At 60.5% G+C, this 13596-nt stretch carries 11 protein-coding genes; all 11 read right to left on the bottom strand.

Annotated features, from left to right (window positions below):
* Positions 1 to 96: 96 nt before the first annotated feature.
* Positions 97 to 732 carry an RNA polymerase sigma factor gene (locus tag JNL55_RS14785; protein WP_293854659.1) on the bottom strand — a complete coding sequence of 212 codons (636 nt, stop codon included), beginning with the start codon at positions 730 to 732 and terminating at the stop codon, positions 97 to 99.
* Positions 733 to 893: 161 nt separating this feature from the next.
* The gene (locus JNL55_RS14780; RefSeq protein ID WP_293854654.1) at positions 894 to 1937 is read right to left on the bottom strand and encodes a FecR family protein; all 1044 of its coding nucleotides are present in this window, start codon (positions 1935 to 1937) and stop codon (positions 894 to 896) included.
* Between the two features lie 75 nt (positions 1938 to 2012).
* Positions 2013 to 3038, bottom strand: coding sequence for a FecR family protein (locus JNL55_RS14775; protein ID WP_293854650.1), 1026 nt, complete (start codon positions 3036 to 3038; stop codon positions 2013 to 2015).
* 28 nt (positions 3039 to 3066) lie between these two features.
* A complete protein-coding gene (locus tag JNL55_RS14770; RefSeq protein ID WP_293854647.1) occupies positions 3067 to 3579 on the bottom strand; it encodes an RNA polymerase sigma factor in 513 nt (170 codons plus the stop codon).
* A gap of 165 nt (positions 3580 to 3744) precedes the next feature.
* Positions 3745 to 4470: a GntR family transcriptional regulator gene (locus JNL55_RS14765; protein WP_293854644.1), complete on the bottom strand. Its 726-nt coding sequence runs from the start codon at positions 4468 to 4470 to the stop codon at positions 3745 to 3747.
* 75 nt (positions 4471 to 4545) lie between these two features.
* Positions 4546 to 5448 (bottom strand): phytanoyl-CoA dioxygenase family protein, encoded by a 903-nt coding sequence (locus JNL55_RS14760; protein ID WP_293854641.1) that lies wholly within the window; start codon positions 5446 to 5448, stop codon positions 4546 to 4548.
* Positions 5449 to 5494: 46 nt separating this feature from the next.
* Complete coding sequence (locus JNL55_RS14755; RefSeq protein ID WP_293854636.1) at positions 5495 to 6127, bottom strand: acyl-homoserine-lactone synthase; 633 nt, start codon at positions 6125 to 6127, stop codon at positions 5495 to 5497.
* 109 nt (positions 6128 to 6236) lie between these two features.
* Complete coding sequence (locus JNL55_RS14750) at positions 6237 to 7049, bottom strand: LuxR family transcriptional regulator (protein ID WP_293854632.1); 813 nt, start codon at positions 7047 to 7049, stop codon at positions 6237 to 6239.
* Between the two features lie 305 nt (positions 7050 to 7354).
* Positions 7355 to 8338 (bottom strand): NAD(P)H-quinone oxidoreductase, encoded by a 984-nt coding sequence (locus JNL55_RS14745; RefSeq protein ID WP_293854629.1) that lies wholly within the window; start codon positions 8336 to 8338, stop codon positions 7355 to 7357.
* A gap of 42 nt (positions 8339 to 8380) precedes the next feature.
* Positions 8381 to 9634 carry a Yip1 family protein gene (locus JNL55_RS14740; protein WP_293854626.1) on the bottom strand — a complete coding sequence of 418 codons (1254 nt, stop codon included), beginning with the start codon at positions 9632 to 9634 and terminating at the stop codon, positions 8381 to 8383.
* A 185-nt stretch (positions 9635 to 9819) separates the two neighbouring features.
* Complete coding sequence (locus tag JNL55_RS14735; RefSeq protein WP_293854621.1) at positions 9820 to 13212, bottom strand: TM0106 family RecB-like putative nuclease; 3393 nt, start codon at positions 13210 to 13212, stop codon at positions 9820 to 9822.
* Positions 13213 to 13596: the final 384 nt, after the last annotated feature.

The following is a 13596-nucleotide window of genomic DNA, read 5'->3' as shown; positions in this document are numbered from 1 at the left end:
CGGCTTCGTTGCTCAATGCCACCTTGGCAGCTTGTTCATGGGCACTCTCGTGCAGATTTCCTTTCATGCCGGCATCCTCGTCGTCCGTTGGAATGGTCACAGGTCCTCCAGCCGCAACTGCATGCGCAATGCGCTGTAGGCTCGTGTGAGATCGCGTAATACGATCCGATACGTCAGCCCCTTCGCTTCAGCGATCTGTTTGTAAGTCAGCCCCTCGTTCACGTGTAACAACAAGACCTCGCGCTGCCGTGGCGGCAACCGATCGACGGCGGCCTGCACGTATTCGTTGGTCCGCGTCCGGGCGAACGCATTCTCCGGCTCGTCGCCGGACTCGACCTGCAGTTCCTCCAACCAGCTGTCGTCATGCGGCCGGCGGATCCGGGAGCGCTCGCGCCACTCGTTGGCAACATTGGCCGCGATCCGAAACAGGTAACCCTGCGGGTTATCGACGGCGATGTCGTCGCTATAACGCAGCAGCCGCAGGAACACTTCCTGTGCCAGATCGTCGATATCGCCCGGCGGCACCGAGGCGCGATTCCGCAACCAGCTGCGAATCGGCTTGCGCCATTTACCGAACCACTCGATCAGCCGGCCATCGCGGGTGTCGCGAGGCGCTGCGGCCGCCGCCGGTTTGGCTTCCTCCGGGCGATAGTCCGCCTGTTCGCCATGCTCTTCCTGCCTGGAGGAGCTCCAACGATCCGCGCCTGGCGACTGCTTGTACCGATCAATCACTGCAGAGGGTCAAAAACTTCGCTAGCTAACTGGTTGAGGGCCAAACCTTTACCCTCGTCTAGAAGACTGGCTCAGGCACGCGGGTAATCCCTCCGGCATTGCCTGAGGCGGCGCTACCGTAAGATTACGTCGAATCGGTGTTAAGTGGCGCGCTCGAACCGCTAAGAGCGTTGTAGGTGTAACACGCCGTGACTGCGCCGATCGCCAGCCGCCTTGTGTGGGCCGGACTTTTGCGGGAAGTCGAGGTACCAGCGATTGATCTGGGCCACGAAGTCCTCGGGCTGGCTGGGCCGGAACGACAGCGCGTTCATCCGCAGCCGCGCCACCTGGGGATCGTCCACGACCACTTTGGTGGCATGCCGCCGGTTCAACTCAGCGACGATCTCGCCCACCCGCTCGCCATCGTACTCATACCAGTTTCGGATCCACTTCACGGCGCGCTCGGCATTGACCGGTTCCGGCAGGCCGGCCCCGGCGGCCGACAACACCACTCGCTGATTAGCATGAACCGGCAATATCGGTTGTACGCCGGCGGCGCTGGTCACCGCCACCTTGCCCTCTGCCACAGTGACGACCACGCGATCGCCCAGATCCGTGGTCGCGAACGACGTGCCGATGGCCTGCACGCTGCCGACCTCAGTCGACACGATGAATGGACGCTCCGGCTGGTGTGCGACTTCGAACAACGCCTCACCGCGAACCAGTGTCACGGCGCGCAACTCGTCGTCGAAATGAAAGTGCAGCTTGGTGCGCGGCCCGGCGTAGACCACCGAACCGTCCTCGAGCAATTGTTTGTCCCAACGGCCCTCGCGGGTCACGATGACTCGATCCGTGCTCGCCAGGCTGATGATCGCAGCCACGATCACTGACAACACCAACCCGGCAGCAATCGCCACCTTGGCCGTCAACCGCGGCAACATTCGTCGCGTGGGCACAGCCGACACTCGTGACGGCGCCGGCGCATACAGCTCGAAAGGCACCACATTCTCAGGCAAGGAATCCAGCGATATCTTTTTCAGCGAGTCGCGACCGAGCAAGGTGTCGAGCAAACAAATGCGGGCCAGCTCTTCGACATTGGCACGCGACTGCAGCCAGGCATTGAGTTCACGTTGCGTGGTTGGCTCCAACTCTCCTTGTTTGAGCCGCTGATGCCACTCGATCGCCTGCCGGATCGTGGCTGAAGGGGGTTCCGACGTGGGATTCATGCTCCTGGCTCCCGCTGACAGCGGCGCCTTGAAAAAGACCGGCTGAACTGGGCCCCTGAGCCCTAAGAATGCCAGCTACTCGGGTAACAGCCGAATCACTTCGGCGCTCTGATATGCGACCTGCACATCCGGCCGCGCGGCCAGCATTGCTACAAACGTTTCCGGATCGTCCAGCTTGACGGTGGTGAACGGCATCGCAATGGCGCCGATGGCCGGATCCGCCATCACCACTTGCAAGCGATTGCGACGATTGAATTGTTCGATGGCCTGGCGCACGGTCTCGCCACGAAACTCATAATAACCGGTAGCCCACTGCAATTCGCGATTGGCATCCACTTGCGCAATCGGTTGGTCGCCCGCCGCCGACATCACCATCTGCTGATCTTCGACCAGCTCGGCCAGCGTGGTGTCGTTGGGCTTGCTGACTGCGACTCGGCCGTGCGCCACGGTGACGACGGCGGTCGCTGCATTCAACAATGACACACCGAACTCAGTACCAAGGGCACGCACGTCGCCGAACCGTGTAGTCACAATGAAAGGCCGGCTCGGATCCCTGGCGACTTCGAACACCGCCTCGCCGCGGCTCAGCACGATGCTGCGACGATCGTCATCGAACGACCAGCGCAACCGGGTATTCGGACCGATACGCAACACGCTACCGTCCGCCAGCATGGTGCTTTGCCATTCGCCAGGCTCGGTCGCGACACGCTGCTCAAAGTAAATTGTTTTCGCGGTCCAGCCAGCAACCGCGCAGAACACGATCCCGGCAAGCGCCGCAGCCGCTCTCCACCGCGCTACCGGACGTGCTCGTGGCTCAGGCTCACGAGCCGGCACCACCCCGCCACGCAGCGCGAACGGAATGACGTTGCCGCTCGGCACCGCATCCGACGCCGGTCGCACATTCAACTTCGCTTTGCGGCCGTAGCCGTGATAGCGATAGATGTCCAACAAAGCTTCGACATGCCGGCCGGACGCTTTGAGCCACGCCAGATATTCCCGACGCTCGCGCAACGACAGATCGTTGGCCACCAAACGCACGAACCAGCCGGCGGCCTGCTGACTCAATAACACGTCGATTTCGGGGTCGCTGCTGTATTCCATACCTCTTGCCCTCAATGGCTCGAGTTCCTTAGAGGTCTTCGGCTTTGAGCTGCATGCGCAGCGACGCGTAAGCGCGCGTGAGATCTCTCAACACGATTCGATAAGTCACACCCATGCGATCGGCAATTTGTTTGTAAGTCAGCCCCTCGTTGACGTGTAGCAACAACACCTCGCGCTGTCGCTTCGGCAGTTTGCTCACCACGCCGTGCAGATGATTACTGACGCGATTCTGAAATTCCGTGTTGTCCGGTTGTTCGGACGGGTCGATCTGCAACTCATCGAGCCAGCTGCGATCGTGCGGCTGGCGCACTCGCGCGCGGCCGTGCCATTCGTTGGCGACGTTGGCAGCGATCCGAAACAGATAACCTTGCGGATTCTCCACCGCCAGCTCGTCGCTATAACGCAGCAGCCGTAGAAACACTTCCTGCGCCAGGTCATCGACCTCGGCACGCGGCACTGAGGCGCGATTGGAAAACCAGCTACGAATGGGCTTGCGCCAGCGTCCGAACCAGACCGTGATGCGCTCATGACGATCGATCACAAACTTTCCCTATCTGTCTAAGCGGCGCGCTTGCTCGCTGGACGTTATAACCCGCTGCCAGCGAGTCTGCCTCCAGATCCTCGCAGCAGTCATTAGGTACTGACCGGGAGCGCGCGTCAGACCAACCCTCCGGAGTAGAGAATGACTCCGGAGGGCGCGGTCGAGTTATTTATTTTCGGCAAGAAAGGGACGAAACAATAGCTCCTTACAAATCGACGACACCAACTCACGCCGCCGTTGGTGATAGGCCTGCAGCGCGACCTGCAACTGCGCGATGTCGTTGTCGACATATAACTGCCGGAGCCGCGACAGCTCTTCGACCGCATCTTCGATGATCTCCCCTTCGATCATGCGCGCGTGATGCAACCGATCGTTGAAGTTGCGCACGATGTCGGCCAGCTCGCCGATGCCCGAGCGCGTCGCGATGCGCACGAACAAATCGTCCACCGTGCGCGTCAACTGTTCGGGCTTATCCGACAACGGTAACGACGCAAAGATTTTCGACGGCCCTTTCGCTTCCTCATCGGCCGATCCCGTCGCTGTCCATTCGCGAAGCGCGGCATCGAGCAATGTGTGATTCAGCGTGTACAGTCCTCGCAACTCTTCCTCCGACGCGGTCTTGGCGAAAAACCCTCGCTTCGGCGCGAACACGATCAAACGTTCCGCCGCGAGGCGCGTCAACGCTTCGCGCACCGGCGTGGTACTCACACCGAGTTCTTCGGCGAGCGTACCGATCTGCAACAACTGTCCGGGCGCCAGCGTATGTGCCAGCAGCAGCGCTTTGATGCGATCGTAGATGCCCTCCACCGCATGGTCGCTGCTAGCTTTACGACTGCTACTGTCGTCCCGTTTCAAAACAAAGATTCGCTTACTTGGATCTGTCGAGAGCATGGTGCGCCCTCCGTAGTTAACTTGACGTGAAACCCTTGAGACCCCGCCGTCTCACCCCGATGTCAGCCCCCGCCCTCACCCCCCAGCGGCGCGATTCTGGTAATGCGCCTGTAACTCCAAAGCTACCGCCGGTGGAATCGCATCCACCGCCGCCAACGTGTGTGACTGAGTCTCGAACAGCACCGCGGGATCTTGCCCTTCGTAGCCGCCCAGATTCGGTCGATGAATTCGATAGCCGAGCAAATCGCGAACCGGTTTGGAGAACTCGCGCGCGATCGCCGGCGGATAGGTTAGAAACGCGTTCTCATATTGCTTCAGCCAGCCGAGGCTGTAGCTGAAGATCAAACCGGTGCGTGGCGCAGGGCTGCGATTGGCGCCACCGCAATGGGTCACTGACCCCAAATAAACCAATGCCGAACCGCGCGGCATCGCTGCGACAACTGCGTCGACATCGTTCAGCTCGCGTGACAGCGAGTCGAACTGACTGCGTGGCCACAACAGCGTCGCGCCGTTATCGGCCGTGTAGTCCGACAGCGCCCACATCACATTCACCAGATACTCCGCCCGTCCCTTGGCGCACGGCCACATCTCCTCATCACGATGCGGGACCTGCCGCCGCTCGCCTGGATGAATGCGAATGCCTTGAGAAAGATTGAGCTGATACCAGTCACAGTGCGGTCCCAGCACATCATCCATGATCGCCAATATCAGCTCATTCAACAGCAGCGAATGACTCGAACGTGACTTCAGCAGAACTGCGCCGAGACGGGTAGTGTTCCATCCATAGAAATCGCCGCGGCAATTCGGCGTATCGACAAACCAAGGCTCCAGCTCCGCGGCCACGCGCGCGATGAGCTCGAGCGGTGCCAGTCGTTCGACAACGAAATATCCTTTGGAGCGCAGCTGATCCAGATACGTTGCTTTCGCGTCGAGCAACCGCTGCGAACTGCTACCTGCCTGACGACTGACTTCATACATCGATGCTAGCTCCTGTCGCGGCCACCACGATCTAACATACGTTACGTTATGCAGCGATCTTTACAGCGGGTAGAGCGAAGCGCGTTACCGGCGTCTCCACACCGAGACGTCGACGCACAGCGCGCAGTCCGCTCGGTGTGATCGACGCGACAACTGCCGTTATTTCGTCGTCTCCATCCGGCAACGTCGGGCCGAGCCGCGCACATTTCCAACCGCAATCCAGCGCCAGCGGCAATAGCGCCGAGCCGGCCACGAATGTGACTTTCTCGATGCCATAGAGCAGCGCTGTTTCCATCACCCCGCAAGCCACCTCCCACAGCAACTCCACACGCATGCGTCGCTTCGCAATCGCCGGACTCACACAGAATCGCGACACTTCCCAAATGCGCGGCCCGGTCGGCGCTCGACCGCCGCAGGCCGCGACGAACAAATCGGACATCAAATGCGGCCGCACCGTCGGTAGCAACCGCGCCGAGGCCAACACCTCGCCGCTGCTCGCATCGGCTTTGGCAATCAGATAAGTCGTGCCGTCACCGTCGTACTCATCCACTTCCCAGTCGCCGATCACCGGCACCCGCCAGTGATACTCGTCGACGAAGACCGCTTTACGCTGCCGATGCATGGCGCCCAGCTCCGCACCGAACAGCGAGCGATTCTCGGCGTTGACGATCAAGATCATCGACACTCTCCAGCCTGCAGCCACTGGAGAGAAAGATGACTTAATTCGCCACCCTCGTGAACTGAGCCAATTGGCTCAAGCGCGCTCGTGAGGGTCGCGAATCATGTTACTAATTCGCGATTTTGCCCCTCGCCCTGACCACGAACAGCGGCTGCGGCTGTGGCTGCGACTCGCAACGAACCACATCGCCCAATGAAATCTGTTGACCCGCGAGCGCGTGCACGACCGCCTGAACGCGTGTCGCAACTTGCAAGCGCCGCTTGGCGTTCTCGACGTGGTTGTGAACGGTGCGCTCGCTCAAGCCGAGAATCTTCGACGACACCCAATCGCTCTTGCCTTGCGCAGCCAGCTCCAGACATTGCCGCTCGCGTCGAGACAATGGCTTCTGAATCGGCGGCGGATCTTTCGCTGCCGCATCTCGGGTCGCCGCCTCATACATGTACGGCACCATCAACTGAACCGCGAGATAGGCAGCGGAAGACAGCTGCTGCGAATCCGGAACGACGGTGCATGACGCACGAAAATCTCGAGGTCCATGCACGGAATGAATCGGCACGGTGTAGCCGCGCACCAGTCCGTAACGCCGCGCTTCGTGAAAAATTTCTTGCTGGGGCGGACTCAGATCCACCGCGACCGTGGCCGTATCCCAAAAAAACGGCACCTGCGCGCGTGCCGCTCGTAGCAACACCGGATCGATATCGAAAAACTCCAGCTCGCTGAACAAGCGAGCCCATTCCTTCGGATAGGTATGCAGCATCACCGCTCGTCGCGGCGGCTGGAGTGGATCCACGTGCGAACAACATGCGAAATGACGAAAGCCAAGCGCTTCCGTCGCACGCTGGAAGCCGTGCGCGAGTGCCTCGGCGGAGCCACCCGCCTGACACTGTTCTATGAAACCCTGCGCCACCTCGAACTGATGCATGGCCGATTCCCTCAACCACTACCGTTTCGGGCGCCAAAAGTCCTTTTAGATCAGGTCGCTGACAACTCACGACCATCACTTGGCGCCACGCTCTGTCCCTGCCGTGCCGGTGCGGAGAGCGCAGTTTGTGGTGCAGCATCTCAATCGATACGCAGCGATACAGGGCCGGCAAAAACTAACAGAGCCCGCCGTGATGCATCGGCGAAGTAACGGCAAATTCGGAAAATGCCTAGAGATGAGAGCTGCAGGATGGACGGTCTAAGTTGGCCCAAGTGAGCGACGTAGAAGAAGAATTGGTTGGCTCACTACGCATCGACCGCAATCACGATCTTCCCTCGGTGGGCACTGCTTTCCATATACGCATGCGCCTCATTGGCTCGCTCCAGCGGAAACACCTGGTCGACGATGGGCTGGATCTGGCCCTTGGCGAGCAGCGGCCACACCGTCGTCAACAACTGTTGTTTCACTGTTCGCTTGAAGGCCACTTCACGCGGCCGCAACGTCGAGCCAGTGATGGTCAAGCGACGCTGCATGATTCGTAGCAACTCGGCCTCACCTTTCAAACCACCCTGGGTGGCAATGATCACCAACCGACCTTCGATGGCGAGACACGCCAGGTTCTTGGACAAGTAGCTGCCGCCAATCATGTCGAGTAGCACGTTCACGCCGCGCTTGCCGGTTTCTTCGGCAATCACAGCAACGAAATCTTCGCTCTTGTAGTTGATGGCGCGCTTGGCACCGAGTTGTTCGCAGAAGCGACATTTGTCGTCGCTACCTGCGGTGGTGAAGACCGTGTGGCCCAACGCCTTCGCCAACTGAATTGCCGAGACACCGATGCCGCTGGAGCCACCGTGCACAAGCAAAGTCTCTCCGGGCTGCAGACGACCGAAGCCGAACACATTGCTCCACACCGTGAAATACGCTTCAGGCAGCGAAGCCGCTTCGATCATGCTGAGCGCGCCGGGCACCGGCAGCACCTGACCTTCATCCACCGTGCAATATTCAGCGTAGCCACCGCCTTGAAGCAGGGCGCACACCTTGTCGCCGACTTTGAAATCGCGAACGGCTGAACCGACTTCAGCAACGATGCCCGAAGCTTCCAATCCTGGATAACTCGGCGCGCCGGCCGGCGGCGGATAGCCACCTTTGCGCTGGAGCACGTCCGCTCGATTGATGCCCGCAGCCGCAATCTTGATCAACACCTCGGTGGCTTGCGGTGTCGGCACTGGCCGCTGCGCAACCACTAATGCGTCGGGACCGCCCGGTTGCGGCACATCGATGATTCTCACTCTCTACCTCTCAACCCCTCGACCCCTCGACATATGAGCTGCTCAGTTCTTCACACCTTCCGTGCGCAGATCCGCCAGCCCCGCCAAATCCAGTTCAGCCACCGCCGAGCGTAGCTCGCCGATATCGCCGGCAGCACCTTCGACCTTCACGGTGAAGCGATCGCCGACCACCACCGTATATTGACCGCTGGAAGCGTGGCTGTCCCACTCTTCGTGAACCAATTGGCCGTCTTGGCGGAACGTCTTCTCGTAGCGACCGTTGGATTCCTTCTCGCCTTCCACGCCGGCCCAACTCGCCAGGCCCAGCAAGCCCTTGGCCGTGCCGGCGTCGACAATTTCCAGCGTGACTGAACGACCCGAGTCATCGGCGTACGTCGCATTGGCCTGCGACACCTGCAACCCCATCGCACCGTTACGCTCAGCGGAAATGCTCGACCGCGTCAGGCCCGCCAGCTCCTCCGGCACGAACGCCTTCAAGCGATCCGGCGCCAGCGATTCCACTTGCGCGCCGCCGCTCAAGGCCGCGCCGAACACTGCCTTCAATGCTTCTTCCTGTGACGCTTGATCGCCGGACTTCTGCGCGTCCTCGAGCTTCTTGTTGGCAGCCTCCATGCCCTTGCTCCACTCCTGCATCTTGCCGAGCGGGCTGTCCTTGTCGAACTCCACGTCGTCACTGCTCGACGAGCTGTAGGTCGCACCGCTCATCATGTTGCCGACACCAGCGACGCTGCCGATCACCATGGCGGTGATGAAGCCGAGCACGATGGCGATGATGATGGCCACGGCCGTGTAACCGGCGGCCTTGTCCTGCGGGCACTTCATCGTCTGCGGCAGGCCGAGATACAACAGATAGATGCTGTAGATGCCGGCCGCGATGCCGATCAACACACCGAGCGCCGGAATGATGGTTGCAACACCGGCGACCCAGCTGGCCGTGTATGCATACGCCACGGTCTTGAGCGCTTGAATGTTATTTTTCTGGCCGCCGAACGTCGGCGCGAGCGCATCGACGATCAGACCCATCACGTACACCATCACCAACCCCATCACGAAGGTCAGCAACATCGTGGTCAAGCCAGCACCGATGCCGACGCGCACCGTGCCCGCGAACATGACCGACATGCCGATCACGCTCATGTGGATGAAGCCGAAGATCGCCGGGATGGCGGCGAGCGGAATGATGTAGCCCTTGTAAAGCTCGGCGACGGTGGTCGGCTCGCCGGCAATCACGGGCCATTCGGTTTTGGGGGACAGCAGGATGGCTTTGGCGCGAGCCACGAGTTTATTGAGATCCACTTTCGGATACTCCTGATTCTGGGAAGGGAGGTGGCGCAGGCGGCGGACCTGATGATCTGAGCAAGTATCGAATTCGAATAAGAAATTAGCAATTGTCGCCGGCACTGTAGCCGGCCGGCGAGGACCGCAACCGCACATATATATGTATGCCAGAAGGGCGGCGCCGACAGCACTGACCTAAAGACTTAGAAACCGCTCAGCTCGCGATAACGACAGTACGCATTCGCCAGCTGCATTTGTCTCGGCGTCGCGCATTCAGGCTCGAAAATCGCCGGCGACGCCACCAGCACGCACACGCCCTTGGCTCGAGACACCGCCACATTGAGACGATTCAGGCTGTACAGGAACTCCATGCCTCGCGGCGCATCGGTGTGCGATGACGTCGTCACCGAATAAATGACGATGGGCGCTTCCTGGCCCTGAAACTTGTCAACAGTCCCGACGCGAGCGTCCGGTAGCCGGCGCTGAATCTCGAACACCTGCGAGTTGTAAGGCGCGATGATCAGAATGTCATCGAGCGTGAGTGGCCGCACTCGCCCGCCGGCATCGACCCATGAAGCACCGGCCGCCAATGTTTCTTCCACCAACTTCAGCACGGCCTCCGCCTCTTCCGGCGACGAATTTTGATTGCCCTCGTGCGCCACTGGCACAAATCTCAGACCTGCGCCACGAATGCGCCCTTCCGATTTCACCTCCTGCCGCTCCAGACCGGCACGACATCGCAATCTGCCTTCGTAGAACTGCTCGGAAATGAACGCGCCAATCTCCGGATGCAATCGCCAGGTCTCGGCCAGGAACAACCCCTGCTCGCTGCTGATGGTCGCCGCGCCGTCGAGCACGTGCTGAAGCGCAGAAACATCCGTCCCTTCCGGATGACTGCCTTGGGTAGGCTGTTCCAGCTGCTGCGGATCGCCTAGCAACACCAGTGCACGACACGCCTGCGATACCGCCATCACATTCGCCAACGACATCTGCGCGGCTTCGTCGACGAACAACGTGTCGACGACTTCGAATGCATCCGCACGAGACCACAGCCACGCGGTGCCGGCGACCACCTGACAAGTCGTGCCGATGGCGGCCAACACTTTCTCATTGTCAGTCTCGAAGCGGATGCCAGGCACATCCTCGGCCGGATCCGAGAGCTTCTGTAAACATTGGATCGAGAGATCCGAGGCGCCGGCCAGCTCGACAACTTTGTCGAGCAGATTGCGGATGACCTTGTGACTGTTGGCAGTGATGCCGACTTTCTTTCCCGACTTTACCAAGGCACAGATCATGCGCGCCGCGGTGAACGTCTTGCCGGCGCCCGGCGGACCTTGAATGGGTAGCACGCCACTCGTGAGCTTAGTCGCGACTCGAACTGCAGCGTCGCTTGCAGACTCATCGTCCATCGTTAGTCGCGCAGCCCCCAACCGCGGCGGCAACTTCAACAGCAGATCTCGCGCCGCTTGATAGGCACCCTCACCCGTCATGCCGTGTTCGGCGACGTGACTTCCAAATCGCAGCAATGCGTCCGCGATCACTTCCGTCCGCACCAGATCGTGTGCGAAGACGGCGTGCGGATGAATGCCCGCAGTGTCGCCACGCTTCTTGATATCGATGGTGCCGCTTTCTGGGTAGACTGCTTCAACGGCTCCGAATTTTTGCTCGCGATTGAGATGCAATTTATCGCCCGCTCGCAGTTCCAATTCTTGCGGCGGAAACTGGTAGCGATGAATGGGCGCCTTCTTGGTGCCGCCAACGCTGCCCTGAAATACCAGGCCCGCGATGGCGCAACGCTCGTCCATGAGGTCGTCGGCAGATAACTCCGCCAACCGATAGAACTCCCAATAGGTCGACTTCAATTCGCGGCGATGCCAATCGAGCGAGTGCGCCAGAATCCATCGCGCCTGTTGCTCGTCAGAGCGTTCGACAACGTCGCTTGGCACGTCGGCCGTGAGCTGCGCAACCAGCGCGGCAACTTGGCGCTGCCGATCGTCGAGTTCCGGCGAGGGCTCGGGATCACCCAGCTCCGGCCGCGAAATTGCCGCGCCCGCCAGGATCGCTTGACCCCGAATTTGCTCCAGCCAATCTCGTAGCTCTTGCGCCGATAGACAATCATCGCGGTTGTAGCGAAGCACGATGTCTTTGCTTTCCGCGGAAACGCCTGCTGCATCATTGAGCTCCAGCCGGGCCTGCAATTTGGCCAGTGCGCTGCGCACTTCGACCAGGGGCACGCTACGCTCGAACGCGTAGAAGGGCTCGAGATTTTTGATCGAGTACCGTTCCACACTCGCGCGAATGCTTTGGCGCGCAATCGTGTAAAGGTCCACAAACATCGACGCACGCAACATGCGATCGATCTCATCTTCGCGAGTTGCGTAGCGCCCCATCAACCGCTTCAACGCGCTCGGTTCGTACGGCGCGTAGTGATAGATGTGCAGCCCTGGATACTGGCGCCATCTCGCCATCACGAAATCGACGAAGTGCTCGAATGCGCCTCGCTCTTCAGCCCGAGTGAACGCCCATTCGGCAACGAACTTTCGCTCTCCCGCCGGCTCCGCAGTCACGTAGCCAAACAGAAACTCCAGGCCTTGCTCGCCCACGAACGGATCGGCTTCCAAGTCCAGGAAAATGTCGCCTGGCGAGGGCTCCGGCAACCGATACAAACCAGTCCCCGGCGTCAGCGACAAGGTCTCGAAGATGGGATTAGCCGCCTGCCGCCCGGCCCACTGGATGCGCGCCTGTTCGCGACTACGTTCGTACGACTGCGCCAACCCTCGATCAGGCTTCCAGGACAACGGCAACGGCAGTTGCGCCAGATCGGTCAGCGTGCCCACCCCGTGCCGCGATAGCTCCGCCATCTGCGACGTGGAGATGCCAGCGACCAGGCATAGATGATCGTCGCGCCGACGCCTGGAGTCGCACTCCGTTCGCCAACGGCAAACGTCGCAGTGATCTTTGGGATTGGGATACGTCGGCGTGGCGTGGCGCGTGGCCAGCGAACGCTCCAGCCCATTGCGCACCTGCCGGTAGTACGCCGCGTATGCCGCCGTTCGATAGCTCACCGGCTCGAAGCCCGCACCGGGGACGACGACATGCATGCGCTCCGGCTCATGCCCTTGCGCTCGCGCCAATAAGTCCGAGTACAGGGAGAGCTGCAGCACCGTGCCGCCCTTGGTTTCGCGTGCGAGCTTGGTGTCGACGACCTCGTACGACCAATCGCCGAGCGCACTCGCGACCGGCACGCGAATCAGCACATCGGTACGCCCACTCCACACGCCATGCAGGAACGCACCTTGGACGACGACTTCCGCGCCGGCGCGCATCGCCGCCATGGTCTGCTCAACCTGTAACGGGTTAACGCCGACACCTTCGATCTCGACGACCTTCAGCCCCCGCTCACGCAAGTGTTCGACATACGCACGCTCATGCGCGGCGCCCCGCTCCCAGAGCACCTCCAACGAAGGATCCCAAACCTTGGGCTTCGGCAGAGCGCCGGTGGCGACCTGCCAATCCAGGTGGGTCAAGTGATGACAGCTGAGATAGCCAACCAGATCCGACGCACTGAGCTGAATCGCGTGGCCAAGATTGAGCAAGGGAGTCTCTTCAGGCGGCCAGGACCCTGGCCGACACGCAATAAGGGCATTGCACCCCAAAAAGACGGGCTTAATAGAGCTTGCAGCCCCGTCTTCCCTGAGAGGCTGCAAATTTGGTTCGACTCGCGGTGCCCGGCTCTCCCGAAGATTCGCAGCGGACCTCATCCATGAGGCCCACTACAAACCACCAAGGGCGAACCATAGCACCTAGGTTCTGTGTGATCTTTTGGTCTCTGCTCACTTTGACCGGATCACATCAGACGCTTTACCCCCCTTTTTTCGGTATGAACCAATATTTTTTATTTGCGGCACTTCCCGTATTGCCGTTAACCGGCGGGAAGCGCACTTTACCGACCGCAGGGGGACGGTCTAAATCCTCTAAGG

Source organism: Steroidobacter sp. (assembly GCF_016790065.1).
Taxonomy (GTDB): Bacteria; Pseudomonadota; Gammaproteobacteria; order Steroidobacterales; family Steroidobacteraceae; genus Steroidobacter.
This window is presented reverse-complemented; position numbering and strand designations above follow the sequence as displayed.

What these genes read in the sequence shown, in the direction of transcription:
- JNL55_RS14780 (WP_293854654.1), bottom strand. Translation starts at nt 1,937, where the DNA reads ATGAATCCCACGTCGGAACCCCCTTCAGCCACGATCCGGCAGGCGATC.
- JNL55_RS14775 (WP_293854650.1), bottom strand. Translation starts at nt 3,038, where the DNA reads ATGGAATACAGCAGCGACCCCGAAATCGACGTGTTATTGAGTCAGCAG.
- JNL55_RS14765 (WP_293854644.1), bottom strand. Translation starts at nt 4,470, where the DNA reads ATGCTCTCGACAGATCCAAGTAAGCGAATCTTTGTTTTGAAACGGGAC.
- JNL55_RS14760 (WP_293854641.1), bottom strand. Translation starts at nt 5,448, where the DNA reads ATGTATGAAGTCAGTCGTCAGGCAGGTAGCAGTTCGCAGCGGTTGCTC.
- JNL55_RS14755 (WP_293854636.1), bottom strand. Translation starts at nt 6,127, where the DNA reads ATGATCTTGATCGTCAACGCCGAGAATCGCTCGCTGTTCGGTGCGGAG.
- JNL55_RS14750 (WP_293854632.1), bottom strand. Translation starts at nt 7,049, where the DNA reads ATGCATCAGTTCGAGGTGGCGCAGGGTTTCATAGAACAGTGTCAGGCG.